The sequence below is a fragment of the Mycetocola zhujimingii genome (assembly GCF_003065425.1).
Taxonomy (GTDB): domain Bacteria; phylum Actinomycetota; class Actinomycetes; order Actinomycetales; family Microbacteriaceae; genus Mycetocola_A; species Mycetocola_A zhujimingii.
In genome coordinates this window covers 2,245,722-2,269,785 of the sequence record NZ_CP026949.1, presented here as the reverse complement: position 1 = coordinate 2,269,785, position 24,064 = coordinate 2,245,722, and the positions used below count along the sequence as shown (strand labels likewise).

The following is a 24,064-nucleotide window of genomic DNA, read 5'->3' as shown; positions in this document are numbered from 1 at the left end:
AGGTTAACAGTTGGGGGCACTCAGTTGAACGCTCGTCAAAATCCCCTGATCGAGCGGCGCCGGCGGCAAGTGGGCTGGTGTGGTGCATCTAATCTAGTCCTATGTACTCCGCCTGGTTGGTGCTCGCGGCACTGGCACTCGGTCTGATCGTCGGTGCCGGATTCACCCTCGTGCTCTCCGTCGCCGCGAGACGCGGCCAGCGCGTTGCGAGCGTTGTGACGCCCCGCGTTCCCGATGGTGTCTCCCAGGTGCTCGAGGCCCTGGAGAGCGCGGGAATCGTGGTCGATCCGTCCGGCAACGTGGTCAAGGCATCGCCGGGCGCGCTCGCGCTCGGACTGGTCCGCGACGGACTGCTCGTGAACGACGAGCTCAGGCAGCTCGCGAACGAGGTCCGCGACAACGGTGACCCGGTTACCCGGGACTTTGACATCAGCAGGGGACCGTTCGGCGGTACGAGCCTGCGCCTCAACGTTCGCTGTGCCCGGCTGGGCACGCGCTTTGTGCTCCTGCTCGCGCAGGATCACACCGAGGCGCAGAGGCTTGATGAGGTGCGGCGTGACTTCATCGCCAATATTTCACACGAGCTCAAGACGCCGATTGGCGCGGTCAGCCTCCTCGCCGAAGCGCTCGAACCGGCCGCGGATGATCCGGCGCAGGTCAGGAAATTCGCCGCCCGACTGAGCACCGAAGCCGAGAGGCTCGCTCGCATCACCCGCGAGATCATCGACCTGTCACGGCTGCAGGCGGCTGATGCTCTTGCTTCGCCTGAACTGCTCGACATCGACAGCGTCGTTGCGCAGGCTGTCGACCAGAGCCGCGTTGCCGCCGAGGCGATGGGCGTGACACTCTCCGCCGGCGGAGACAAGCGCGTCCAGGTGTACGGCGACGAAGCACTCCTCGTGGTCGCCGTGCAGAACCTGATCTCGAACGCGATCAACTATTCGCCGCCAGGGGGCCGGGTGGGTGTCGGGGTGAACCGCACCGCGGGCGTCGTCTCCATCGCCGTGACCGACCAGGGGGTGGGCATCCCCGAGGAAGATCGCGACCGTGTTTTTGAGCGATTCTTCCGCGTCGACCAGGCCAGGTCGCGCAACACGGGCGGTACTGGTCTCGGCCTGTCCATCGTGAAGCACGCGGTGCAGAACCACGGGGGTGAAGTCCGGGTGTGGTCGAAGCTCGGTCGCGGCTCCACGTTCACCATCCGCTTGCCGGAGGCGGCCAGGACACCTGCCACCGAATCGATTCCGATAACGGGCACATCAGGACCCGCCGGTTCCCACAGTAAGGACACGCCGCATGACACGCATCCTGCTCGTTGAAGACGAAGAGGCGCTCAGCGAACCGCTGACGTACCTGCTGGAACGTGAGGGATACGACGTGGCGGTCGCTGCTGACGGCCATGCCGCCGTCAGGGCGTTCCACGAAACAGCACCGGATCTCGTCCTCCTCGACCTCATGCTTCCGGGGATTCCCGGGACCGAGGTCTGCCGGCAAATCCGGGCGGTGTCACAGACGCCCATCATCATGCTCACCGCGAAGGATTCGGAAGTGGACATCGTGGTCGGGCTCGAGCTCGGAGCGGACGACTACGTCACCAAACCGTACTCGAGCCGCGAGCTGCTCGCCCGGATCCGCGCGGTCACGCGTCGCAGAGTGACCGAGGACGCCGGGGTCGATGAAGCCGTCCTCGAAGCGGGCTCGGTGAGGATGGACGTCGAGCGCCACACCGTCGAGGTCAGGGGGACCGAGACCGCCATGCCACTCAAGGAATTCGAACTCCTCGAGCTGCTGCTCAGGAATGCGGGCAGGGTACTCACGCGCGGTCAGCTCATCGATCGCGTCTGGGGCAGCGACTACGTCGGAGACACGAAGACGCTCGACGTTCACATCAAGCGGATCAGGTCGCGCATCGAAGAGAGCCCGTCAGAGCCGAGGATGCTCCTGACCGTGCGCGGCCTCGGGTACCGCTTCGAGGCTTAGGCGCCCGGGTTACTCGTCGGTCGATGCCTCGGTGATGAACTCGTCGTATGGGGCGATCGTGCCGTCGAGCACTGGCACGAGGACTTCCTTGCCCGTTTCGTTGCCGTACTGCACGAACATCGGCATGAACGAACCGGGCTCTGCGTCGATGTCCGGGAGGACGAGCGGCGCGCTCTCTCCGCCGAACACCGTGCTGACGTTGCCGTCGACGATGGTACTGACCGTCGTGTCGTCCTCGCCGTACTGCAGCGACAGCGAGTGAGGCCCGCCGGTGTTCACCACGGTGACGATGAGGTTGCCGTCGATGCCGTCGTCCGTCAGGACGATGAGGTTGCGAAGTCGGAGGTCGCCGACATTGACGCTGACGCCGTCGCTCGGGTCGTATTCCTTGGTCGTCGACTGGGGGGAGACCAGGTTGCACCCGGTCGTGCCGAACACGACTGTTGCCGCCAACGCTACGGATGCGATCAATCGCGCCTTCACAGGTCCTCCAGGAAAAACTTCAGGGCAGGCGGGCGAAAGCGCTCGCGTGCGGGGGTACTTCTTGAGTTTAGCGTAGCCGCCCGACCGGCTCGGGCACGGTCGGGAGCGAAGCATAGTGCATAGCCGCTGTGATAAACTGATCGGCGCTGAAGGGACGGGCATTCATGCTTTTTGAGGTCGGCGAAACTGTCGTATATCCCCACCATGGAGCGGCGACGATCGCCGAAGTGAAGACCCGGATGGTGAAGGGCGAAGAGAAGCTCTACCTCAAGCTCCGTGTCACCCAGGGTGACCTCGTCATCGAGGTTCCCGCGGAGAACGTCGACCTCGTCGGTGTCCGCGACGTCATCGGCCAGGAGGGTCTCGAGCGCGTCTTCGACGTGTTGCGTGCCCCGTTCACCGAGGAACCGACCAACTGGTCGCGCCGGTACAAGGCGAACCTCGAAAAGCTGGCATCCGGCGACGTGATCAAGGTCAGCGAGGTGGTTCGCGACCTGTGGCGCCGTGATCAGGATCGCGGCCTGAGCGCGGGGGAGAAGCGGATGCTCGCGAAGGCGCGGCAGATCCTCATCTCCGAACTTGCCCTCGCCGAAAAGACCGACGAAGACAGCGCGTCGACGGTTCTCGACGAGGTCCTGGCCTCCTGAGCCGCAGGGCGCCGGTTTCACCAGCCCCGCCCCGAGCGGACGGTCGGCAGGTGCTCTACGCTCGAACACTATGAGTTCGAACGCGTCGAGTCCGAAGGTCGGCCGTGACCGGTCGCCGATCGTTGGTGTCATCGTGGTCGCGGCAGGCAGCGGCACGAGGCTGGGCGCTGCCCGCCCTAAAGCTTTCGCCCCGCTCGGCAGCCGGACCATACTGGCGCGCTCACTCGACCCGATCTTCAGCATGCAGCGCGAGGCCCAGGTCGTTGTCGTCGCTCCCGCCGAGCTGGTCGACGAAGCGCGGTCGATCGTGACGGATGCTGCCGGCCCTGCCGCTCAGTACGCGAGCGTTGTGGCCGGAGGAGCCACGCGGCAGCAGTCAGTGGCCCGCGGCCTCGATGCTCTCGGTGACTCGGTACGGATCGTGCTGGTGCACGACGCAGCGCGGGCTCTCACACCAACAAGCGTGTTCGACGCTGTCGTCACCGGAGTGGCGCAGACCGCGGCGGGCATCGTGCCGGGAGTCCCGGTCACGGATACCATCAAGCGCGTCGACGACGACGAGGTCGTTGTCGAGACGGTCGACCGGGCTGAATTGCGCGCCGTCCAGACCCCGCAGGCGTTTCCCCGAGCCGCTCTCGCGGCGGCGTACGCTGACGCCGAGCGGGAGCACACCGATGACGCTGCCCTGTTCGCCGCCGCCGGGAATACCGTGTCGATCGTCGAGGGCGACCAGTTGTCGTTCAAGATCACCACTCCCTGGGATCTCCGCAGGGCGGAAGCACTCGAATCGTCAGCGGGCAGCACGGGACTTCGCACCGGCATCGGCACAGACGTGCACGCGTTCGACGACGCCGCCGAATTGTGGCTCGCCGGGCTCCACTGGCCGGGGGAGCGGGGGCTGTCAGGGCACAGTGACGGTGACCCCGTGTGCCACGCCATCACCGACGCGCTCCTTTCCGCGGCCGGTCTCGGCGACATCGGCTCGGTGTTCGGTACCTCCGACCCGGAGTTCGCGGGCGCGCACGGCGACGTCTTCCTCCGGGCGACCGCGCAGAAGCTGACGGAAGCGGGATTCGCCATCTCGAACGTCTCGGTGCAGATCATCGGCAACAGTCCCCGTTTCTCGCCGCGCCGCAGGGAGGCAGAGCGGCTGCTCACCGGCATCCTGTCCGCTCCGGTCAGTGTTTCGGCGACCACGACCGACGGACTGGGATTCACCGGACGGGGCGAGGGTATCTGCGCGATTGCAACGGCTATCGTTTCCCGCCAGTACTCTTAAGCCGTGGCATTTCAACTCTACGATTCCCGGGCACAGGCCCTCCGCGACTTCGTCCCGATCGTCCCAGGCGCTGTGGGAATGTACGTGTGCGGGCCGACGGTGCAATCGTCGCCGCACATTGGACACCTGCGGTCTGCGCTCGTCTATGACCAGCTCCGACGCTGGCTCAACTACTCGGGATTCGACGTCACGCTCGTCCGTAACGTCACGGACATCGATGACAAGGTGCTCGCCAACGCGACCTCGACGGAGGAATGGTGGGCGCTCGCCTACCGGATGGAACTGGAATTCACCGCGGGGTACCGCGCCCTCGGCATCCAGGCGCCGACGTACGAACCGCGAGCAACGGCGAGCGTCCAGGAAATGCACCGGCTCATTGCGACGCTCATCGAGTCCGGCCACGCGTACCCCGCTGACGATGGCTCGGGCGACGTCTACTTCGACGTTCGGAGCTGGCCGGCGTACGGTGCGCTGACCCGCCAGTCGATCGACAGTATGGAAGCCGCGGCGGATGCCGACCCGCGGGGCAAGAAGGATCCGCGCGACTTCGCACTCTGGAAGGGGCACAAGGCCGATGAGCCGGCGTCCGCGACCTGGCCGAGCCCGTGGGGCGACGGGCGGCCGGGCTGGCACATCGAGTGCTCAGCCATGGCCTCGCGCTACCTCGGCACCAACTTCGACATCCACGGTGGTGGACTCGACCTGCGCTTCCCGCACCATGAGAACGAACTGGCCCAGTCGACGGCCGCCGGCCACGACTTCGCCAACTACTGGGTCCACAACGGCCTGGTCCACATCAACGGGCAAAAGATGTCCAAGTCTCTCGGCAACTCCGTCTACGCGGCAGATCTCCTCGGGGCCGCACGGCCCATCGTTGTGCGGTATTACCTCGGCCAGGCCCACTACCGGTCGACGATCGACTTCCACGACGGCGCACTGACCGAGGCGGAAGCTGCGCTCGATCGGATCGAGAGCTTCCTCGAACGGGTGGGCCGCAGGCTCGTCGGAACCCGGTTCGCCGGCACCGGAGTTGTCGAGATTCCGGAAGCGTTCGCGGATGCGATGAACGACGATTTGTCGGTCCCGCAGGCACTCGCCGTATTACATGACACAATAAGGCAGGGGAACTCCTGGCTGGACGGGGAAGACCTCGCGCTCGCTGCGAGTGCTCAAGGCCAGGTTCTGGCCATGACAGAGGTCCTCGGAATCAATCCGCTCTCGCCGGAATGGTCCAAAACACAGGATGTGTCGGTGCACGCCGCACTGACAGCGCTCGTCGATCAGTTGCTCGAACGCCGCCAGCAGAAGAGGGCTTCGCGGGACTTCGCGGCAGCCGACCAGATCCGTGACGATCTCGCTCACGCGGGCATCACAATTGAAGACACCCAACAGGGTGCACATTGGAGTATTGATGGCAGCCAGTAAGCAGAACCGCCCCGGGGCGCTCCGCAAGGCCAAGAAGGGTCCAGCCAAGGGCACCGGTGGACTCGGGCGACGCTCGCTCGAGGGCAAGGGTCCGACGCCGAAGGCCGAGGACCGCACGTACCACGCAGCGGGCAAGCGCAAGCTCGCGAAGGACCGCCTCGCAGCGACCCAGGCGAAGACCGGCGGCGGACGCCCGGCATCGACCGGCCCGGCAATCCGCAAGCCCAAGCCGAAGCAGTCGGACGACTTCGAGGTCGTCACCGGTCGTAACTCGGTGCTCGAAGCACTCCGGGCGAAGATCCCCGCAACGGCGCTCTACATGGCGACCAGGATCGAATTCGACGACAGGGTGAAGGAAGTCCTCGCGCTCGCAACGGCTCGTGGCATCCCGATCCTCGAGGTCATGCGGCCGGAGCTCGACCGCCTCGCCGGTTTCGACTCGGTGCACCAGGGCCTCGCGCTCAAGGTCCCGCCGTACGAGTACGCGCACCCCAACGACCTCCTCGAGACGGTCATCTCACGCGGCCAGACCCCCCTTTTCGTCGCGCTCGACGGCATCACCGACCCAAGGAACCTCGGAGCGATCATCAGGTCGACTGCAGCGTTCGGCGGCCATGGCGTCATCGTTCCTCAGCGTCGTTCCGTCGGTCTCACGGCATCCGCCTGGAAGACCAGCGCCGGCGCTGCTGCGCGCACTCCCGTGGCGATGGCGCCGAACCTGACCCAGACGCTCAAGGCGTTCAAGGCCGCCGGCGTCTTTGTCATCGGCCTCGACGGCGGTGGAGACACCGAGCTCCCCGGTCTTGAACTCGCTGACCGGCCCGTCGTCATCGTCGTCGGCAGCGAGGGCAAGGGCCTGTCCCGCCTCGTGACCGACACCTGCGACGCCATCGTCTCGATCCCGATCAGCTCGGCGACCGAGTCGCTCAACGCCGGTATCGCTGCATCGGTGACTCTCTACGAGGTCTCGAAGCTTCGCCAGGCGGCGAAAGCGACGAAGAAGAAGAAGAAGTAGGTCACCGAACAGCACGACGTGGCACCACGAACTGGCGCGATGGGGTTTAGACCCGGTCGCGCCAGTTCGTTTCTGCGTCAGCCTCATCAGCCTCGTCGGCGCCGACGGCCTGCATCGGGAGGGTGATCGACTCGGTGACAGGAACAATCACCGTCGCCTCGTCGCGACGGTGGCGAAGCACCGTGTTGATGTACGAGGTGAGTGCCTCCGCGAGCGGGATGCTCCGCTCTTCGTTCTGAGACATGAACCAGCGATGCTCGAGCAGCTGGTGGAAGATCTCCGCCGGCTCGAGCTTGCCCCTGAGTTCGCGGGGGATCGACTTGATCACGGGTTCGAACACGCGGCTGACCCACTCGTGGGCAACCATTTCTTCGTCGAGGTCGCTCTTGCCGTGTGTTGCCGCGTATGAGTCGAGGTCGTTGAGCAGGCGTCTGGCCTGGTTCTCGCCCGCGTCGAGGCCGGTGAGCCTGAGGAGCCGGCGCTGGTGGTGCCCCGCATCGACAACCTTCGGCTGGATACGGACGGTGGTCCCGTTCTCATCCGTTCGAATCGCCAGTTCCTCGATGTCGAAGCCAAGCGAGTTCAGGCGCTGGACCCGTTCGCTGATGCGCCAGCGCTCGTCTGAGGAGAAGGATTCGGACCCGGTGAGCTCGCGCCACAGTGAGCGGTACGCGGCGACGATGCCGTCTGACACGCTGATCGGGTCGAGTTCGTCGTCTACCCGGCCGCCGGCTTCAAGGTCCATCAGCTCGCCGGCGATGTTGACCCTGGCGATTTCCAGGTCGTTCTCCCGCTGGCCGTTCGACAGGCCGCCGTCGTAGAGCTGCCCGGTTTCGGCGTCGACGAGGTACGCGGCGAATGCGCCAGCGTCGCGGCGGAACAGGGTGTTCGAGAGCGAAACGTCACCCCAGAAGAAGCCGGCGATGTGGAGGCGGACCAGCAGGACGGCGAGGGCATCGACAAGACGGTTTGCGGTGTCCGGGCGGAGCGTCTGCGAGAACAGGGCGCGATACGGAAGCGAAAACTTGAGGTGCCGGGTGACGAGCACGCTCGGGAGGGATGCCCCTGAACTTTCGGATCGGCCGGTAATGACCGCGACGGGGTCAACGCACGGAATGTCGAGCCGCTGCAGGTTGCGCAGCATGTCATACTCGCCCCTGGCCATTTCGGTGGTGGTCTCCTTGACGGCGACGACGTAACCGGACAGGTAGGCGAAACGAACGAGGTGGCGGGAAATCCCCTTGGGCAGCGACGCGATGGTGTCGCTCGGCCAGCTCTCCAGCGGAAGATCCCACGGAAGGTCGAGCAGGGCGGGATCGACGGTGGCTGCTGTGATGTTCAGTGACGCGCTCATGGTGGTTAAACAGTAGCGCCGGCTGGCGGGTCGGATGACCCGCCAGCCGGCGCTGTGCTGCTAGTTGGCGACGACTGCCTTGTTGCCGAGGCGGAGGCCGGACTCGACGTCGAAGACGTGGACGTGGTGCGCTGCGGGGATCAGGAAGACCTTCTCGCCGGCGTGCGCGTGGGTGCGGCCATCGACACGGGCGACCAGGTCGGTGCGCTTGCCGTTGACGTCTGCGTGGCCGTAGAGGTAGCCGTCTGCGCCGAGCTCCTCGACCAGGTCGACCTGTACCTCGAGGCCGTTGCCCGGCTCCGTCGACACTTCGATGTCCTCGGGGCGGACACCAACGGTGACCTGACGAGCGCTGGTCTCACCGATGATGTCGCGGTCGACCGGGACAACCCGTGCACCGAACTGGATGCCGCCGTCGGCGACGTCCGCGGTGAGCAGGTTCATGGCGGGGGAGCCGATGAAGCCGGCGACGAAGACGTTCTGCGGCTTCTCGTACAGGTCGCGCGGGGTTCCGACCTGCTGCAGGATGCCGTCCTTGAGGACCGCGATGCGGTCACCCATGGTCAGCGCCTCGGTCTGGTCGTGCGTGACGTACACCGTTGTGACACCGAGGCGGCGCTGGAGCGACGCGATCTGTGTCCGGGTCTGGACGCGAAGCTTGGCGTCGAGGTTCGACAGCGGCTCGTCCATGAGGAAGACCTGGGGCTGACGGACGATCGCACGGCCCATGGCAACACGCTGACGCTGTCCACCGGAGAGCGCCTTCGGCTTGCGGGTGAGGTACTCCTCGAGGTCGAGCAGCTTGGCTGCTTCGAGGACGCGAGCGGCACGCTCGTCCTTGTTGACGCCGGCGATCTTCAGGGCGAAGCCCATGTTCTCGGCGACCGTCATGTGCGGGTACAGCGCGTAGTTCTGGAACACCATCGCGATGTCGCGGTCCTTCGGCGGCACATCGGTGACGTCGCGGTCACCGATGAGGATGCGGCCGTCGTTGACCTCTTCGAGGCCGGCGAGCATGCGCAGTGATGTGGACTTACCACAACCGGACGGCCCGACCAGGACGAGGAATTCGCCGTCGGCGACCTCGAGGCTGAGCTTGTCAACGGCGGCGCGTGTACCACCCGGGTACAGGCGTGTGGCGTTGTCGAAAGTTACTGATGACATGGGTACTGCTCCTTCACCGGCAGGTACGTGCCGGACGATCCGAGTGAGGATTCATGCTCCGCATGCTGCATTGCATGCTCCCGGGAGCCTTGCGGCAACCCGAGAGATCATCAGTATGACAGATAGCAGAGTCGGGTGGGTCCTTCGTGCGGGAGATCGGTTTCCAGCCGCTTCATCACGTGCGTGCAGCATCCGTTTGGGTATTTCCCAGTGAGGGCAACTACGATCGATTCGTGTTTGGCGCCTCTACGGTGCCCACCCGACTACACGAAGCGAGGATCCATGACGAACGGCGGACCTGAGTCCAGTCCGACGAAGAACCAGCGTCGTGAAGCAACCCGCGAGAAGGCGAAGGAGCTTCGTGATGCGCAGCGCAAGCGGGACCTTCGTAACCGGATCTTCCTCCAGGGCGGGCTCGTGCTCGTTGTCGTTGCCATCATCGCCGGCATTGCGTTTGTGATCGCCAGCACGATCCGCCCGCCCGCACCCGGGCCGAAGAACATGGCCTCTGACGGGATTGTTATCGGCCAGGGGCTCAAGGCAGTGACAACGCCGGCGATCGCGGCCGGAGCCAAGCCCGTTGCAACCCAGATCAACGCCAACGTGCCGAACATCAGGGTCTACGTCGACTACCTGTGCCCGGCGTGTGGCCAGTTCGAGAAGGCGAACTCCGAGCAGCTCGCCACGTGGGCCGAAAACGGAACAGCCACCGTTGAGTACCACCCCATCGCCATCCTGACCGGCCGCTCTGCCGGTACCCAGTACTCGCTGCGCGCTGCCAATGCTGCAGCGTGTGTCGCAAACTACGCCCCTGACTCCTTCTTTGTCTTCAGCACCCTGCTCTTCGACGACCAGCCAGCCGAGGGCACCGAAGGACTCAGCGACGACGAACTCGCTGACGTCGCCAAGACCGCCCTCGCGTCCGCGGATGAGACGGCGGACGGATCGGCACTGTCGTCGATCTCGAGCTGCATCGAGGACGGAACCTTCACCAGCTGGGTGCAGGAAGCTACTGACAGGGCAACCACGGAGCCGATCCCGAACTCGAGCCTCGAGAAGGTCAAGGGAACGCCGACCGTGCTCGTCAACGACAAGCAGTACACAGGGTCGATCACTGACCCGAAGGAGTTCCAGGCCTTCGTGCTGTCCGTCGCGAGCGAGACCTATGCCGAGAAGTCGTCGACCCCCGCACCGAGCGAGACCCCCGCACCGAGCGAGACTCCCGCACCGAGTGAGACTCCCGCACCGAGCGAGACTCCCGCGAGCTAAATCGTCTCGTCCTGCTTCCTGCTGAGTCGAACCTGCACGCCCATGAGCGGGCCGACGAATCGACGCTGAATTCGGCGAGCAGGGCCGAGCAGGCTCTGAACGACGTACTGCCCGAGCAGCGCTCCCGCGGCAAGAGCGACAGCGACGCTCGCCGCTTCAATCATGCTCAGCAGGCCGTCGATCGAGCCGGCACTGAGCTCGAGGAGCCCCCGGAACAGAATGAGTCCAGGCACAAGGGGTACGAGAGCCGTGACGACGAGGGGCAGGGGTGGGACCCGCACCGCTCTCGATGCGAACGCCGAGAGAACGCCGACAGCGACAGCGGCGAATGCGGCGCTCCAGGCGTCACCGATGTCCCAGGTGTGAGCCGCTGCGAATACCAGGTAGCCGAGGACGCCAAGCACGATGACGGCCCAGATGGCCCTGGCCGGCACCTCGACACCGAGGGCGAAGCCGATGACCACAATGACACTGCCGATCAATTGCGCGCTGATCCCCTCGAGCGTTGGAGCGACGTACGGCTCGATATCGAGCAGGATGCCGAACCGTGACAGCAGCATGTTGGTCCCGGCAACACCGGCAACGAGCCCACCGGTGATGAGCAGCGCCTCGAGAACCCGGGCCGTTCCTGTCACGTAGAAGCCCGAAAGCACGTCCTGCACCGCACCGAACGAGGTGACGCCGGCCAGAAGCATGATGATCGTCGCGACGACGACAAGCGACGAACTCGCGGCGGGGTCGATGACGTGGACCACGGCCGCGACGATCGGGCCGACGGCGCCGCCCGCGAGCGTCTGGTAAAACACTGAGATCCGCGTTCGCGCGAGCACGCTCGTCAGCAGGTCGACGAAGAACGTGGCGATGAACGCTGCGATCACCACGAGGGGGCCACCGCCGAGCAGCAGCGCGGCACCGGCCCCGACGAGGCTCCAGCCGACGCGTCGGACGGCGGTCGGGTAGATGGGCCGCGCCCTGATGATCGCGTCTACGCGTGATCTGGCGTCGGTCACAGCGACAGGGCTGTGGAGCAACTCGCCGATCAGGGTGGAGGTATTGGTCAGGCGGGTGTAGTCGAGTGTGCGGTACCTGACGTTGCGGCTCTTCGAGATCGAGTCACCGGAGTCGGAGTCATCGTACGTCAGCGTAATCACCGTGTGCGTGACATCCGCTTCGCACCCGCGGAGCCCGTAGGCGCGGGTGACGGCCAGCATCGAGGCTGTTGCGTCCTCCGCACTCGCTCCCGAAGCGAAGATGACCTCGCCACACCGGATGGCGAGGTCAAGAATAGATCGGCTGGCGTTTGCTCCGCCGGCGGGCGCGGAAAACGCAGGTGCCATGAAAATCCTCAAAACTTTGTTACTTCAAGGATGCCATGGCCGCGGGCCCGTCGCGTCCCGGTGGCATTCGAAGGAGCCGTGCCCGGCGGCACCGACTCGAGCTGGCTCGAATCGGTCTCCGCGTTCGTTATGATTGACAGGTCCACGCCGCCTTAGCTCAGTTGGCCAGAGCAGCGCACTTGTAATGCGCAGGTCGTCGGTTCGAATCCGACAGGCGGCTCTCTCGATGTTGTCGATTGCACCGGCGATGTTGTCGATTGCATGAGCCGGGGTGCTCCCGGCCTCGCCCGCTGTCAGGAGATGAGGCGCTCCGGTGGAGACACCTTCTCGGTCCGGCCATGTTCCCTCGTGGCTCGCGATCACACTCGCGGCGGCCTGCGGTGCCGGTATGGCCGTGCAGACCCGCATCAATGGTGCGCTCGGCGTCGCGATCGGCGACGGATTTACGGCGGGGACCATCTCGTTCGGCTCCGGCCTGCTGATTCTCCTCGTCGTGATGGCTTGTGTGCCGCGGGGGCGAACCGGACTCAGGATCGTCGCCTCCGACATCAGGAGCGGCAGCGCGCCGATCTGGAGCGTGCTCGGGGGAGTAGCCGGAGCATTCTTCGTGCTGTCGCAGGGGATCACCGGCGCTGTCATCGGTGTTGCCCTGTTCAGCGTCGCACTCGTCGCCGGGCAGACCATCTCCGGCCTTGTCCTCGACCGCGTCGGGTTCGGCCCTCACGGGCGATCCGGGTTCACCTGGCCACGGCTCACGGGGGCGGCGCTCGCGGTCATCGCCGTTACCTGGTCCATGTCCGCGCAACTGTCGAGAGAGTTCCCCCTGTGGATGCTGCTGATGCCGGTCATCGCTGGCTTCGGCAGCGGATGGCAGAGTGCGGTCAACGGGCGCCTGCGCGTGCGGTCGGGGAGCGCGCTGACAGCGACATTCATTAATTTTCTCGTCGGGACGACAGCGTTGCTCGCCGTGACGGTCATCCGTAATTCGCTGGCGGGCTGGCCCACCAGTCTGCCGACGGACCCTGCCCTGTACCTCGGTGGGGTCATCGGCTGCGTTTTCATCGGGGTCAACGCGTTCCTCGTTGCACACACGGGGGTTCTTCTGCTGGGACTCGGCACCGTGGCCGGCCAGCTCTTCGCCTCGATCGCGATCGACGCGATAGCCCCTGGCGATAATCCCCTCGGTGCACCGACGGTGATCGGCGCAGCTCTGGCGCTGGCTGCCGTCGGTATCGCAACGATCAGGGTGCGACCGAGGGCTGCTGGCGTTACGGGAGTCGGCTGAGGAACTCCTCGGCGTCGATGGGTTTGCGGTAGCCGACCTTGGCGCCCTCCGGTATGCCACCGACGTACAACCAGCCGAGCAACTGCTCGTTCTTCTTCAGCTTGTGCATCTTGCGTACGGCTTTCGACCGCGTGTAGTGACCGGTTCGCCAAATCACGCCCCAGCCCGCGTCCGCGAGGAGCAGGCTGAGCGTGTGAGCGACTCCGGATGCCACGGCCTCCTGCTCCCATGCCGGGACCTTGTCGCTCTTCTTCTCGCACACGACTATGGCGAGCAGCAACGGCGCCCGCAGCGGCTTCCGCGATGGTGTGTCGTCGTGCTCGGCCTTCGCGATAGCGGCACCGAGCCTGACCCTGTCGTCTCCGCGCAGCTCAATCAGGCGCCACGGCTTGAGCGCACTGTGGTCGGCGACGCGGGCGGATGCAGCGACGAGCGGGAGCAGCTCGTCGTGCGTCGGCGCAACGTCGGTGACACGGGAATACGACCGCCGGTTCTCGACGGCCGTGAGCAGAGCTGACACGCCTAGTCTTGTGCGGTGAAGTTCAGCGCAATCGAGTTCATGCAGTAACGGTCTCCGGTCGGTGTGCCGAAACCGTCGTCGAACACGTGGCCGAGGTGGGAGTCGCAGTTCGCGCAACGAACCTCGGTCCGCACCATCCCGAGGCTCTTGTCCTCGATGAGCGTGACCGCTTCGGGCCGGACCGATTCGTAAAAGCTCGGCCATCCGCATCCGGAGTCGAACTTCGTCCCGCTTTGGAACAACTCAGCGCCGCACGCACCGCAGGTGTAGACGCCGGCTCGCGACTCGTCGAGCAATTCGCCGGTCCACGGGCGCTCGGTTGCAGCCTCACGAAGGACTGCGTACTGCTCATCGGTGAGCTCCTCACGCCACTGGTCGTTGCTCTTCTGAACCTGGTCGGTCATGGTTTTCTCCTTCGGAAAGTCTTCGTCCTCCATTAAACCCGCCATACGGCTGGGATGTTCCCGTGTGACGGAATGCTGGGCAAAGGCTGAACATCCGGTTCGACCCTTTGCCGTGTGCCATCGCCAAACGCACAACTGCACCGCGTTAGTATTGCGATCGACGCGCGGGCCGGTGCGCGGGAAGGCAGAAGACGAGTGAGCGAGAACGACGTCCCCCTTCCGACGACACTGCCCGGTTCCGTACCGCTCGACCCCTCACTCTCGGAGCGCGACCTCGCCATTCTGGATTTTGAAAACCTGTGGTCGCAGCACGCTGGCCAGAAGGAAGAAGCCATCCGCGAGACGTTTCAGCTTTCGCCCACCCGCTACTATCAGTTGCTGGGCGCGGTGATCGACAACCCGGCGGCGCTGCGGCACGATCCGATGCTTGTGAAGCGTCTCCATCGACTGCGGGACGCGAGGCAGGCGACCCGGCGGGCGCGAGCCAGGGGCGCGAGCCAGAATTAGCCCCGGTGGCCACAGCTCCACCACCACACCGCCTTCGCGGGCCGACCCAGAGGACCACACGAGAACGACATGGCCGAACACTACGCCAAGGACAGGTTCGACGAGATTCCGGACGATCTGAAACGCGTTGGTGCTCACCGTGCACCGCCTAAGCCGGGCCGGGGCTGGGTCATCTTCCTCTGGGCAGCGCTGGCGACCGTTGTCCTCGTCGTCGCGGGAATCCTCGGATTGTTCGTTCTGAGCGACCGGGTCAATTTCACCGACACAACGACCTCCACTGCCGCCCCTGAACCGACTGAGACGCCGGTCGCCGTCGCGACCATCGACCCGGAGGCAATGGTCACGGTACTCAACGGAACGACGACGAAGGGCCTTGCCACCCGGGCGATCGCGCAGCTGAACGAGGCTGGCTGGACGCAGAACATCACCCCGGGCAACGCAAGCGCGACCGACGTGACAACCACCGCCGTCTACTACGAAGATCCTTCGCAGGAAGGCGCTGCCCGTGGGCTTGCCGAAGCGCTCGGTGTTTCCAACATCCAGTTGTCAACGCAGTTCCAGATTCCCGTCGAGGAGGGGGAGGAGCCGGTCTTTCAGCTCACCGTCGTTCTCGGGTCTGACTTCGCCCCGGAAGACTGAGCCGTCGCAGGGTCCGTCGGGCGTGTTTCGTTCGCGTTTCGCGGGAGTTCGCGCCAGGTAACCATCCGCGTGATTTGCAAAAAAACCTGTTGCAAGTTATTGCCCGTTCATTAGTATCTGGAACTGGTCGAACATTTTGCTCCAGGATCCGCGCCTCCATCAGGCGGAGCAGGGGTCAGCACAATGGCCGTACGGCGGCAGACCCCAGCCAGCGCAGGCCTGGGTGGAGGAACACAGCAACTGGGAGTGACAATGGCGAGTGGAACCGTGAAGTGGTTCAACGCTGAAAAGGGCTACGGCTTCATCACCGATGACGGGGAGGGGCAGGACGTATTTGTCCACTACTCCGCGATCGACATGGGGGGCTACAAAGTCCTCGAAGAAGGCCAGAAGGTCGTTTTCGAAGTAGGCACAGGGGCAAAAGGCCCGCAGGCTGAGGCGGTCCGCCCGGTCTGAGCCGGTCGGTCGTCCTCGAAAACACAATGCCGTCCACGGAGTGGGCGGCATTGCTGCGTCCGTGAGCGACGTATTCCGCGACGCAGCACGCTGCCTCAGGCTGCCATGCTTGTCCTTTCCGTACTGGCTTGCACTCGCAGGTGGAGAGTGCCAGAATCGAGTTAGCACTCGCAATCATTGAGTGCTAACTACGTTCATCACGTCCGGGAGGGACGAAAAACCACATGGCAAAAATCATTGCTTTTGACGAGGAAGCCCGCCGCGGCCTCGAGCGCGGCCTGAACATTCTGGCCGACACCGTGAAGGTCACGCTCGGCCCACGCGGTCGCAACGTTGTCCTTGAGAAGAAGTGGGGCGCCCCCACAATCACCAACGATGGTGTATCCATCGCCAAGGAAATCGAACTCGACGACCCGTACGAGAAGATCGGTGCCGAGCTCGTCAAGGAGGTCGCCAAGAAGACTGACGACGTCGCCGGCGACGGAACCACCACCGCCACCGTGCTCGCTCAGGCTCTCGTTCGCGAAGGCCTGCGGAACGTCGCAGCCGGCGCCGACCCGATCTCGCTCAAGCGCGGCATCGAAAAGGCAACCGCTGCTGTCATCGCAGAACTCGTCACCAACGCCAAAGAGGTCGAGTCGAAGGAAGAGATCGCAGCTACTGCTTCCATCTCGGCCGGCGACCCCGAACTCGGCGCCATCATCGCAGAGGCAATCGACAAGGTCGGCAAGGAAGGTGTTGTCACCGTCGAGGAGTCGAACACGTTCGGCACCGAGCTCGAGCTCACCGAGGGAATGCGCTTCGACAAGGGCTTCCTGTCGGCGTACTTCGTCACGGACCCCGACCGCCAGGAAACGGTGTTCGAAGACCCGTACATCCTCATCGCCAACTCGAAGATCTCCAACATCAAGGACCTGCTCCCCGTTGTTGACCAGGTCATCCAGTCGGGCAAGCAGCTCCTCATCATTGCTGAGGACGTCGACGGAGAAGCTCTCGCAACCCTCGTTGTGAACAAGATCCGTGGCATCTTCAAGTCGGTTGCCGTCAAGGCTCCCGGCTTCGGCGACCGCCGCAAGGCACAGCTTCAGGACATCGCCATCCTCACCGGTGGTCAGGTCATCTCTGAAGAGGTCGGCCTCAAGCTCGAGAACGCAACGCTCGACCTCCTCGGTCGCGCACGCAAGGTCGTCATCACCAAGGACGAGACCACCATCGTCGATGGTGCCGGCGACGCCGAGCAGATCGCGGGCCGCGTTGCCCAGATCCGCAAGGAGATCGACAACACCGACAGCGACTACGACCGCGAGAAGCTGCAGGAACGCCTGGCGAAGCTCGCCGGTGGCGTTGCCGTCATCAAGGCCGGAGCCGCGACCGAGGTCGAGCTCAAGGAGCGCAAGCACCGCATCGAAGACGCCGTCCGTAACGCGAAGGCTGCCGTTGAAGAAGGCATCGTCGCCGGTGGTGGTGTTGCCCTTATCCAGGCTGGCAAGACCGCATTCGAGAAGCTCGAACTCACGGGCGACGAGGCAACGGGTGCGAACATCGTTCGCGTTGCCATCGACGCTCCGCTCAAGCAGATCGCCCTCAACGCCGGCCTCGAGCCTGGCGTTGTCGCTGACAAGGTGCGCAACCTGCCCGTCGGACACGGCCTCAACGCCGCGACCGGTGAGTACGTTGACATGCTCGCTGCAGGCATCAACGACCCGGTGAAGGTCACCCGCTCGGCACTGCTCAACGCAGCGTCGATTGCAGGCCTGTTCCTCACCACAGAGGCCGTCGTTGCTGACAAGCCGGAGAAGAACCCGGCTCCCGTCGGCGACCCGACCGGTGGCATGGACTTCTAGTCCGAATAGTTCAACAGCAACTGGGCGTCTCCTCACGGAGGCGCCCAGTTGTGTTTTAACCAACGGATTCGGCTCAGCTGGTCAGTGATCGGGCTCCTGCCGGAACTACCGGCGGTGGCGTCGCTCAGCCGATGCGGAACAGATCAGCGTTCCCGCGCTCGACCTCCTGGTACTGCGCCCCGGCCCGTCCAAGAGCCTGGTTGATCGTCGAGATACTCTCTTCGACCCGCTGCTGGGTTGCACGCCAGTCGGTGACCACCCCCTGGAAGGCAGCCGACGCCTCGCCCGTCCACGTGCTTTGCAGCTCAGTGAGCTGGTTCATGAGGCCCGCGACCTCGCTCTGGATTGTGTCGATGGTGCCGCGGACCCTTGCCGTCGTCCCCATCACGATGTCGCTGTCTACCTGGTACCTGGTCACTGTGTCCTCCTCGATGCCGTTGTCGAACCTCGGTCGCGATTCGACCGAAAGACCGACCGTACGCGGACATGCCGGCATGGAACGCCGGCTCGGCACGATGGGGACTACGGCGCTTGGAAGGGGAACTGTGAGGGGCGGACTACGTAGTCGCAGTTGCGTCGCTGGCGTTCGCCTCGGCATCCGCCGCGGGAGCTGGCGTGTACAGCGGAAGGGTCACTCGGAAGGTAGCGCCGCCGCCGGGGGTGTCGGTCACGCTCACTGATCCCTTGTGGGCGTGCACGATGGACGAGACGATAGCCAGACCGAGGCCAGAGCCACCTGTTTCGCGTGCCCGCGAGGAGTCGGCACGCCAGAAGCGCTGGAAGATCTTCTCCCGGATCTGTGGCGGAACGCCTTCACCGTGGTCGATCACCGCGATCGTCGCGGTTTTCGTGATGGGATTCGCGGAGACCGCGATCTCGAGGGGGCTGCCGACCGGGGTGAATCGAATCGCGTTTCCGATGAGGTTCGTGATCACCTGTCGGAGCTTATTCTCCTCGCCGAGCACGACGGCAGGGACCGCCGGCAGTGGGGAATTCTGGATCGGTGGAAGATCACCGGTGAGCTGCGGGTCGGTCCCCTCGGACTTTCGCGGTCGCCGGCGCAGGCGGGCAAAGGTCGCTCCGGCGAATGCGATGGGTCCTGTTCCCGAGGATTCAGCGGTTGCCGGCGCTTTCGTGACCGGTCCCGAAACGTCTGGCTTCTCATCGGCAACGGCGGCGGGCTCGCTCGGCGGGGTGTCGACAACGGCGCGGATGACCCGGTCAGGCGCCGACGCACTCGCGTCGAGCGCCGCATCGCGGGCGATGGGGGAGAGGTCGACCGGCTCGAACACCATGGGCTTTGTCTCGTCGAGGCGCGCAAGTTCGAGGAGGTCTTCGACCAGTCCGCCCATGCGGATGGCTTCCTTCTCGATCCGGTCCATCGCCTTCGCGATGTCCTCCGGTGTCTGAAGGGCACCCATGCGATAGAGCTCCGCGTACCCCCGAACGCTGACCAGCGGTGTCCGCAGTTCGTGGCTGGCGTCGCCGACAAAGCGCCGCATCTGATCGATGGTTCGCGCCCGGTCGGAGAACGCCTTGTCGATGCGGTTGAGCATGGTGTTGAGTGAGCGGTTCAGTCGGCCGACCTCGGTGTTCGGCGTTGACACCGAGAGTCGCTGGCTGAAGTCGCCGTCCGCGATCGCGGCGGCCGTGTGTTCCACTTCGCGAAGCGGATGAAAGGTGCTCGTGACGAGCACCCGAGTCAGCAACGCCCCGAGGATGATCACGCCGAGCCCGAACCCGAAGAATATGGTGAAGAGCGTCGCGATGATGGTGTCGGTTTCACGCATCGACACTGCGACGAGCACGACACCCATGTCACCCTGGTGGTTCCACTGGTACGGAACGATGACCGCGTGGAACAGTTCCTTCTTGTCCGCCGTGCGGAGTTCGAAAATGCTCTCGCCTTGCTCAAGCGCTGCGGCAAGAGTGACCGTCGTTGGAACTTTCGGCAGGTTCTCCCTGTCGCGGTTCTGCCAGGTTGCGGCACGAAGGCGGCCGTCAGCGTCGTACACAGCGGTGTAATAGTCGGAGGAGACAGCATCCTGAACCATGTCGCCGGCATCCTCAGCGGCACCGGAGTCAAGATCGAGGAAGCCTGGCGGTGTCGGAGCCTGCGCGGCGGCGAGCAGGTCGGCGTTCACCTTGCCCTCGAGGGCAGGGCGAAGCATGGTCATGGTGCCGACGCCCGCGACGACGAGCCCGAAGGCAAGCACGAGTACCGTCACGCCGGTGATCTTCGTCCGCAGTGAAATCGCGTTCCACCACTCGGCTGCTGAATCGTGCATTACACCGTTCGATTATGCCTTCGCTGTTTTCAGCATGTAGCCGAACCCGCGTTTGGTCTGGATGAGGGGCTCAGTCGAGAACTGGTCCAGCTTCCTGCGGAGGTAGGAGATGTAGCTCTCGACGATGCCGGCATCACCGTTGAAATCGTATTCCCAGACGTGATCAAGGATCTGCGCCTTGCTCAACACGCGGTTCGGGTTGAGCATGAGGTAACGCAGCAGCTTGAACTCGGTGGGACTGAGTTCGATCGGTGTCTCACCGACGAGAACCTCATGGGTGTCCTGATCCATGGTGAGCTCGCCGGCGCGAATGACGGCATCCTCATCAGCATGCATCGTTCGCCTGAGGATTGCCTTGATGCGGGCGACGATCTCGTCGAGGCTGAACGGCTTCGTCACGTAGTCGTCGCCACCGACCGTGAGGCCCATGATCTTGTCTTCGGTGTCGTCTTTCGCGGTGAGGAAGAGGATGGGGGCGGTATACCCGGCGGAGCGCAGGCGCTTCGTGACTCCAAAGCCGTTCATGTCGGGAAGCATGACGTCGAGGATGATGAGGTCCGGCTCTTCTTCCAGGACTGCGGAGATCGCCTGGGCGCCATTTCCAACCGCCCGCACGGCGAAGCCGGCAAAGCGGAGGCTCGTGGTGAGCAGGTCGCGGATGTTCGGTTCGTCATCGACGATGAGAATTCGTGGTCCAGTCATATTCTCAGTATCTGCGTGTTCCCTGAATTGTTTCTGAACGTTTCGGATATGGCGATACCGCCGAGTTCCGGTCACGTGGATAAGTTGACGCGCCGTGGGGCACGATGGGAGATATGACCGACTCCGTCCCTGACGTTTCGCCTCCCCGGCACCAGCCCGGACGCCGGATGGCCGGCCGGGCACTCGACCTCTCACGCCACGTCGCGGTGATGGCGGTGGTCAACCGCACCCCTGATTCGTTCTATGACCGTGGGAGCACCTTCGCGCTCGACGCGGCCGTCGCTGCCGCTCTCGCCGCGGTCGACGATGGCGCTGACATCGTTGATGTCGGGGGCGCCCCATTCGCCCCGGGGCCGGACATCCCGGTTGCCGTCGAACTTGCCCGCGTCGAGCCTGTCGTTGCCGCCATTCGCGCGGCATCCGATGTGATGATCTCCGTCGATACCTTTCAACCGGAGGTCGCGAAGCGCAGCATCGCTGCCGGAGCTGACCTCATCAACGACACGACAGGACTCCGCAACCCTGAGCTGGCGGCCGTCATCGCCGAAGGTGGCGCCGGAGTTATCGTCACGCACAGCCTCGCTGCACCGAGGACCGCGTTTCCCCGGCCGATGTACAGCGACGTTGTGGCCGAGGTCGTCGCGTTCCTGGCCGCACGGGCTGAGTTCGCGCGGTCCGCTGGGATTGCGGCCGACCGCATCATCGTCGACCCGGGCCACGACCTCAATAAGAACACTCTCCATTCGCTCGAACTCACGCGTCGTTTCGGCGAGATCGCCGCTCTGGGGTATCCCGCCCTCGCCGCCGTCTCGAATAAGGACTTCGTTGGAGAGACGCTCGGCAGGGACCGCGACGATCGGGTAGCCGGTTCGCTCGCCGCCGCTGTCGTCGCCATCATGAACGGGGCCAGGGTCATCAGGATGCACAACGTCCGACCGGCTGTCGACGCGGCCAGGATGACCGAAGCGATCCTCGGGCTCCGGGAACCGGCATATCTGCGCCACAACATGGGCGAGACCAATGACTGAACCACGGATCGCGCTCCTCCAGGGTGCAGACGGCGATCTCAGTGACGACGAGATCCTGGCGCTCTACGCGGTGCGCGACAGGGCAGCGTCGTGGCTGCGGGTGAACTTCGTGTCGAGCGTTGACGGTGCCGCCACCTCAGCCGGGCTGTCGGCCGGTCTCGGCTCCGCTGCGGATCATCGCGTGTTCGACCTGTTGCGACGGCTCTCCGATGTTGTGGTCGTTGCAGCGGGAACCGTGCGGGCCGAGGGCTATGGACCGATGCGCCTGCCGCCGGACGCGGCCGCGTGGCGCGTCGCCAACGGACTGTCGGAGCATCCGGTCTTCGCGATCGTCTCTGCCAGCCTGAGGCTTGATCCGTCGTCACGGATCTTCACAGATGCTCCCGTGCGGCCGGTTCTTGTCACCGTCGAGGATGCGCCGGTCGAGAGAGTCGAGGCGTTGTCTGCGGTCGCCGACGTGCTTGTTGCGGGGCGCTTGAGGGTGGACACGGCACGGATGCTTGCGCTCCTCGCTGCGCGGGGCCTTCGGCAGGTGCACTGCGAGGGCGGTCCGCACCTGCTCGGGGACCTCATCGGCGATGACGCGGTCGACGAGTTGTGCCTGACGATCTCACCGGTTCTCGAGGGTGCCGGCGCATCGCGCATCGCCGCGGGAGTCGCCGGTCACGTGCAGCGGGCTCTTGAGCTGGTGCACGTCCTGAGTGCTGACGGGAACCTGCTCCTCAGGTACGTCCGAAGGCAACCGCAGGACGGGGCGGAAAACGTCAGCTGAGGATCAGGCAGCGAGGGTGCCAGCGTCGAGAATCGTGTAGCTGTATCCCTGCTCGGCGAGGAACCGCTGCCGGTTCTGTGCGAAGTCCTGGTCCACCGTGTCGCGCGCGACGAGCGTGTAGAAATTGGCCGAAAGCCCCGATTCCTTGGGGCGGAGAAGCCGGCCGAGCCGCTGGGCTTCTTCCTGCCGCGACCCGAATGATCCCGACACCTGGATCGCTACGGTCGCTTCGGGGAGGTCAACAGAGAAGTTGGCCACCTTCGACACCACGAGAACGGTTATTTCTCCTGTGCGGAACGCCTGGAACAGCCGCTCGCGTTCGTCGACCGGTGTTGACCCGGTCAGTTTGGGGGCGCCAAGCTCCTCGGCAAGTTCGTCGATCTGGTCGAGGTACTGGCCGATGACGAGGATGCGTTCCCCCTCGTGTCGCGCGACGAGATCACGGACGACGTCGAGTTTTGCCGGTGCCGTCGCAGCGAGACGGTACCGGTCGTCGTCGGCCGCAGCGGCGTACGTCAGTCGCTCGGACTGGGGGAGGTCGATCCGAACCTCGTAGCAGCTCGCCGGCGAGATGTAGCCCTGGGCTTCGATCTCCTTCCAGGGCGCATCGAACCGCTTGGGACCGATGAGGCTGAACACGTCGCCTTCCCTGCCGTCCTCTCGAACCAGCGTCGCCGTGAGGCCGAGTCGGCGGCGCGCCTGGAGTTCGGCGGTGAGCTTGAACACCGGGGCGGGCAGGAGATGGACCTCGTCGTAGACGACGAGTCCCCAGTCCATGGCATCGAGGAGCGCGAGGTGGGCGTACTCACCCTTTCGCTTGGCGGTGAGGATCTGGTACGTGGCGATCGTCACCGGTTTGACCTCTTTAACCTGGCCTGAGTACTCGCCGATCTCCTCTTCGGTCAGGCTTGTGCGCCGGAGGAGTTCGTCCCTCCACTGCCGCGCAGATACCGTGTTCGTCACGAGGATGAGGGTGTTCGTCTTAGCGGTTGCCATGGCACCGGCACCGACCAGTGTCTTTCCTGCGCCGCACGGGAGCACGACGACTCCGGAGCCGCCCTCGAAGAAATTATCGATGGCCTTCTGCTGGTACCCGCGGAGGTGCCAGTCCTCCTCGCGGAGGTCGATCCGGTGGGGTGTGCCGGGGGTGTACCCCGCGAGGTCTTCGGCGGGCCAGCCGAGCTTTACCAACTCCTGCTTGAGTTGGCCACGTGCCCAGGCGTCGACGAGATACGTATCGGGAGACGGATGCCCGATGAGCAGCGGTGCGATCCGTTTCGCGCCGGCGATCTCAGTCAGAACCGCCTCGTCCGTCGAGCGAAGCACCAGTTGCTTGTCGTCGTTGCGCTCGATGATGAGCCGTCCGTAGCGCGACACGGTCTCGGCGATATCGAGCGATACGGTCTGGGGAATGGCGAATTTCGAGTACTTTTCGAGAGTCGCGAGCATGTCCGACGAGTCATGCCCGGCGGCGCGGGCGTTCCACAGCCCCAACCGGGTGATCCGGTAGGTGTGGATGTGCTCTGGGGCGCGTTCGAGTTCTGCAAAGACCGCCAGGTCGTGACGTGCATCCTCGGCGAGCGGGTGGGCAACCTCGAGGAGAACCGTGCGGTCGCTCTGGACGATCAGTGGGCCATCAGACATAAGTAGCTACCCTATAGCCGAA

General features: G+C 64.7%; 24 protein-coding genes and 1 tRNA gene. 15 read left to right on the top strand and 10 right to left on the bottom strand.

The window, feature by feature from the left end:
- Positions 1-101: 101 nt before the first annotated feature.
- On the top strand, positions 102-1,319 hold the full coding sequence (locus C3E77_RS10850) for a sensor histidine kinase (RefSeq protein ID WP_108391647.1): 1,218 nt from the start codon (positions 102-104) through the stop codon (positions 1,317-1,319).
- Positions 1,297-1,980, top strand: coding sequence for a response regulator (locus tag C3E77_RS10845; RefSeq protein WP_108391646.1), 684 nt, complete (start codon positions 1,297-1,299; stop codon positions 1,978-1,980). Before C3E77_RS10850 ends, C3E77_RS10845 begins: the two co-directional genes overlap by 23 nt.
- 9 nt (positions 1,981-1,989) lie before the next feature.
- Here C3E77_RS10845 and C3E77_RS10840 read toward each other — a convergent pair whose 3' ends face one another.
- A complete protein-coding gene (locus C3E77_RS10840) occupies positions 1,990-2,463 on the bottom strand; it encodes a hypothetical protein (protein ID WP_108391645.1) in 474 nt (157 codons plus the stop codon).
- 164 nt (positions 2,464-2,627) lie between these two features.
- On the opposite strand from C3E77_RS10840, the gene C3E77_RS10835 reads away from it, so the two are divergent.
- The 4 genes from C3E77_RS10835 (at position 2,628) to rlmB (ending at position 6,829) form a co-directional block, all read left to right on the top strand.
- On the top strand, positions 2,628-3,110 hold the full coding sequence (locus C3E77_RS10835; protein WP_108391644.1) for a CarD family transcriptional regulator: 483 nt from the start codon (positions 2,628-2,630) through the stop codon (positions 3,108-3,110).
- Positions 3,111-3,180: 70 nt separating this feature from the next.
- Positions 3,181-4,389 (top strand): 2-C-methyl-D-erythritol 4-phosphate cytidylyltransferase, encoded by a 1,209-nt coding sequence (gene ispD, locus C3E77_RS10830; protein WP_108391643.1) that lies wholly within the window; start codon positions 3,181-3,183, stop codon positions 4,387-4,389.
- Between the two features lie 3 nt (positions 4,390-4,392).
- A complete protein-coding gene (gene cysS / locus C3E77_RS10825; protein WP_108391642.1) occupies positions 4,393-5,814 on the top strand; it encodes a cysteine--tRNA ligase in 1,422 nt (473 codons plus the stop codon).
- Complete coding sequence (gene rlmB, locus C3E77_RS10820) at positions 5,801-6,829, top strand: 23S rRNA (guanosine(2251)-2'-O)-methyltransferase RlmB (protein ID WP_108391641.1); 1,029 nt, start codon at positions 5,801-5,803, stop codon at positions 6,827-6,829. The genes cysS and rlmB overlap by 14 nt, the downstream gene beginning before the upstream one ends.
- A gap of 46 nt (positions 6,830-6,875) precedes the next feature.
- On the opposite strand, the gene C3E77_RS10815 is transcribed toward rlmB, so the two are convergent.
- Entirely contained in the window at positions 6,876-8,183 is a 1,308-nt protein-coding gene (locus C3E77_RS10815; protein WP_108391640.1) for a DUF4032 domain-containing protein, read from the bottom strand.
- A gap of 60 nt (positions 8,184-8,243) precedes the next feature.
- Positions 8,244-9,347, bottom strand: coding sequence for an ABC transporter ATP-binding protein (locus C3E77_RS10810; protein ID WP_108391639.1), 1,104 nt, complete (start codon positions 9,345-9,347; stop codon positions 8,244-8,246).
- Positions 9,348-9,629: 282 nt separating this feature from the next.
- Here C3E77_RS10810 and C3E77_RS10805 point away from each other — a divergent pair, with 282 nt between their 5' ends.
- Positions 9,630-10,616, top strand: a complete 987-nt coding sequence (locus tag C3E77_RS10805; RefSeq protein WP_108391638.1) for a DsbA family protein — start codon at positions 9,630-9,632, stop codon at positions 10,614-10,616.
- Here C3E77_RS10805 and C3E77_RS10800 read toward each other — a convergent pair.
- Complete coding sequence (locus C3E77_RS10800) at positions 10,613-11,953, bottom strand: threonine/serine exporter family protein (protein ID WP_108391637.1); 1,341 nt, start codon at positions 11,951-11,953, stop codon at positions 10,613-10,615. The two genes, C3E77_RS10805 and C3E77_RS10800, sit on opposite strands and share 4 nt — an antisense overlap.
- 146 nt (positions 11,954-12,099) lie before the next feature.
- Here C3E77_RS10800 and C3E77_RS10795 point away from each other — a divergent pair.
- Both C3E77_RS10795 and C3E77_RS10790 read left to right on the top strand, forming a co-directional pair.
- Positions 12,100-12,173, top strand: a tRNA-Thr gene (locus C3E77_RS10795).
- A 93-nt stretch (positions 12,174-12,266) separates the two neighbouring features.
- On the top strand, positions 12,267-13,238 hold the full coding sequence (locus C3E77_RS10790) for a DMT family transporter (protein ID WP_234031191.1): 972 nt from the start codon (positions 12,267-12,269) through the stop codon (positions 13,236-13,238).
- On the opposite strand, the gene C3E77_RS10785 is transcribed toward C3E77_RS10790, so the two are convergent.
- Positions 13,222-13,758, bottom strand: a complete 537-nt coding sequence (locus C3E77_RS10785) for a nitroreductase family protein (protein WP_108391636.1) — start codon at positions 13,756-13,758, stop codon at positions 13,222-13,224. The two genes, C3E77_RS10790 and C3E77_RS10785, sit on opposite strands and share 17 nt — an antisense overlap.
- 2 nt (positions 13,759-13,760) lie before the next feature.
- Positions 13,761-14,162: a peptide-methionine (R)-S-oxide reductase MsrB gene (msrB, locus tag C3E77_RS10780; RefSeq protein ID WP_108393274.1), complete on the bottom strand. Its 402-nt coding sequence runs from the start codon at positions 14,160-14,162 to the stop codon at positions 13,761-13,763.
- 228 nt (positions 14,163-14,390) lie between these two features.
- Here msrB and C3E77_RS10775 point away from each other — a divergent pair, with 228 nt between their 5' ends.
- The 4 genes from C3E77_RS10775 (at position 14,391) to groL (ending at position 17,608) form a co-directional block, all read left to right on the top strand.
- Entirely contained in the window at positions 14,391-14,669 is a 279-nt protein-coding gene (locus C3E77_RS10775; protein ID WP_234031359.1) for a DUF3263 domain-containing protein, read from the top strand.
- A 69-nt stretch (positions 14,670-14,738) separates the two neighbouring features.
- Complete coding sequence (locus C3E77_RS10770; RefSeq protein WP_108391634.1) at positions 14,739-15,308, top strand: LytR C-terminal domain-containing protein; 570 nt, start codon at positions 14,739-14,741, stop codon at positions 15,306-15,308.
- Between the two features lie 252 nt (positions 15,309-15,560).
- Complete coding sequence (locus C3E77_RS10765) at positions 15,561-15,764, top strand: cold-shock protein (RefSeq protein ID WP_108391633.1); 204 nt, start codon at positions 15,561-15,563, stop codon at positions 15,762-15,764.
- 224 nt (positions 15,765-15,988) lie between these two features.
- Positions 15,989-17,608: a chaperonin GroEL gene (gene groL / locus C3E77_RS10760; protein ID WP_108391632.1), complete on the top strand. Its 1,620-nt coding sequence runs from the start codon at positions 15,989-15,991 to the stop codon at positions 17,606-17,608.
- 124 nt (positions 17,609-17,732) lie between these two features.
- On the opposite strand, the gene C3E77_RS10755 is transcribed toward groL, so the two are convergent.
- The 3 genes from C3E77_RS10755 to C3E77_RS10745 form a co-directional block, all read right to left on the bottom strand.
- Positions 17,733-18,026, bottom strand: a complete 294-nt coding sequence (locus C3E77_RS10755; protein WP_108393272.1) for a WXG100 family type VII secretion target — start codon at positions 18,024-18,026, stop codon at positions 17,733-17,735.
- Positions 18,027-18,165: 139 nt separating this feature from the next.
- A complete protein-coding gene (locus C3E77_RS10750) occupies positions 18,166-19,896 on the bottom strand; it encodes a sensor histidine kinase (RefSeq protein ID WP_108391631.1) in 1,731 nt (576 codons plus the stop codon).
- A 12-nt stretch (positions 19,897-19,908) separates the two neighbouring features.
- Entirely contained in the window at positions 19,909-20,598 is a 690-nt protein-coding gene (locus C3E77_RS10745; RefSeq protein WP_108391630.1) for a response regulator transcription factor, read from the bottom strand.
- Positions 20,599-20,711: 113 nt separating this feature from the next.
- On the opposite strand from C3E77_RS10745, the gene folP reads away from it, so the two are divergent.
- Together folP and C3E77_RS10735 are read left to right on the top strand one after the other, a co-directional pair.
- Entirely contained in the window at positions 20,712-21,626 is a 915-nt protein-coding gene (gene folP / locus C3E77_RS10740; RefSeq protein ID WP_108391629.1) for a dihydropteroate synthase, read from the top strand.
- A complete protein-coding gene (locus C3E77_RS10735) occupies positions 21,619-22,398 on the top strand; it encodes a pyrimidine reductase family protein (RefSeq protein WP_108391628.1) in 780 nt (259 codons plus the stop codon). Before folP ends, C3E77_RS10735 begins: the two co-directional genes overlap by 8 nt.
- A 3-nt stretch (positions 22,399-22,401) precedes the next feature.
- On the opposite strand, the gene C3E77_RS10730 is transcribed toward C3E77_RS10735, so the two are convergent.
- The gene (locus C3E77_RS10730; RefSeq protein WP_108391627.1) at positions 22,402-24,042 is read right to left on the bottom strand and encodes a DNA repair helicase XPB; all 1,641 of its coding nucleotides are present in this window, start codon (positions 24,040-24,042) and stop codon (positions 22,402-22,404) included.
- Positions 24,043-24,064 lie beyond the last annotated feature (22 nt).

Coding starts and splice junctions, on each gene's coding strand:
- C3E77_RS10730 (WP_108391627.1), bottom strand. CDS start 24,042: ATGTCTGATGGCCCACTGATCGTCCAGAGCGACCGCACGGTTCTCCTC.
- C3E77_RS10800 (WP_108391637.1), bottom strand. CDS start 11,953: ATGGCACCTGCGTTTTCCGCGCCCGCCGGCGGAGCAAACGCCAGCCGA.
- C3E77_RS10765 (WP_108391633.1), top strand. CDS start 15,561: ATGGCGAGTGGAACCGTGAAGTGGTTCAACGCTGAAAAGGGCTACGGC.
- groL (WP_108391632.1), top strand. CDS start 15,989: ATGGCAAAAATCATTGCTTTTGACGAGGAAGCCCGCCGCGGCCTCGAG.
- C3E77_RS10770 (WP_108391634.1), top strand. CDS start 14,739: ATGGCCGAACACTACGCCAAGGACAGGTTCGACGAGATTCCGGACGAT.
- C3E77_RS10805 (WP_108391638.1), top strand. CDS start 9,630: ATGACGAACGGCGGACCTGAGTCCAGTCCGACGAAGAACCAGCGTCGT.
- C3E77_RS10815 (WP_108391640.1), bottom strand. CDS start 8,183: ATGAGCGCGTCACTGAACATCACAGCAGCCACCGTCGATCCCGCCCTG.
- C3E77_RS10835 (WP_108391644.1), top strand. CDS start 2,628: ATGCTTTTTGAGGTCGGCGAAACTGTCGTATATCCCCACCATGGAGCG.
- C3E77_RS10735 (WP_108391628.1), top strand. CDS start 21,619: ATGACTGAACCACGGATCGCGCTCCTCCAGGGTGCAGACGGCGATCTC.
- ispD (WP_108391643.1), top strand. CDS start 3,181: ATGAGTTCGAACGCGTCGAGTCCGAAGGTCGGCCGTGACCGGTCGCCG.
- C3E77_RS10750 (WP_108391631.1), bottom strand. CDS start 19,896: ATGCACGATTCAGCAGCCGAGTGGTGGAACGCGATTTCACTGCGGACG.
- rlmB (WP_108391641.1), top strand. CDS start 5,801: ATGGCAGCCAGTAAGCAGAACCGCCCCGGGGCGCTCCGCAAGGCCAAG.
- folP (WP_108391629.1), top strand. CDS start 20,712: ATGACCGACTCCGTCCCTGACGTTTCGCCTCCCCGGCACCAGCCCGGA.
- C3E77_RS10810 (WP_108391639.1), bottom strand. CDS start 9,347: ATGTCATCAGTAACTTTCGACAACGCCACACGCCTGTACCCGGGTGGT.
- msrB (WP_108393274.1), bottom strand. CDS start 14,162: ATGACCGACCAGGTTCAGAAGAGCAACGACCAGTGGCGTGAGGAGCTC.
- C3E77_RS10850 (WP_108391647.1), top strand. CDS start 102: ATGTACTCCGCCTGGTTGGTGCTCGCGGCACTGGCACTCGGTCTGATC.
- C3E77_RS10745 (WP_108391630.1), bottom strand. CDS start 20,598: ATGACTGGACCACGAATTCTCATCGTCGATGACGAACCGAACATCCGC.
- C3E77_RS10845 (WP_108391646.1), top strand. CDS start 1,297: ATGACACGCATCCTGCTCGTTGAAGACGAAGAGGCGCTCAGCGAACCG.